We start from the raw sequence: 447 nt of genomic DNA on the forward strand, positions 1-447 counted from the left end.
GATTAATAGTAAGTATTACTTAACTTTCATTACTATCACCACCTTTCTAGATAAAATAAAAAGAACCTTCATTTCTGAAAGTTCTTATAATTAATTTAATAATTATAACTTATTGTCAAAATATTTTAATGCAAATAATTCTATCCCATTTCGTAAGCCAATGAATAATAAGCCATAAGTTAAAACACGATTCAAGTTAAGTGTTATTTGAGTATTAGAAAATAGTACTATTACTTCTGCAATTGCTAAAAATACTATAAATATATAGTTTAAATAATTGGCTATATTATTAGCTTTATTCTGGATTAACTGCCAACGTTCGTTTTTCTTATAATATACCTCCTTTTTAGCCTTCCACAAATAAAGAAAAATAGTAATTCCAGTACTAATAATAATGAAAAATAAAATAAAAATTTGTCCATCCATTATTTTTACCTCACATAATAG

Annotated in this window: 1 protein-coding gene; it reads right to left on the reverse strand. The window is 23.5% G+C overall.

What is annotated here, in order from left to right:
- Positions 1-102: 102 nt before the first annotated feature.
- Positions 103-447: hypothetical protein (locus GBZ86_RS16780; protein ID WP_327445305.1), on the reverse strand; the 345-nt coding region annotated here is incomplete at its 5' end.

The sequence above is a fragment of the Clostridium tarantellae genome (genome assembly GCF_009295725.1).
GTDB lineage: Bacteria > Bacillota > Clostridia > Clostridiales > Clostridiaceae > Sarcina > Sarcina tarantellae.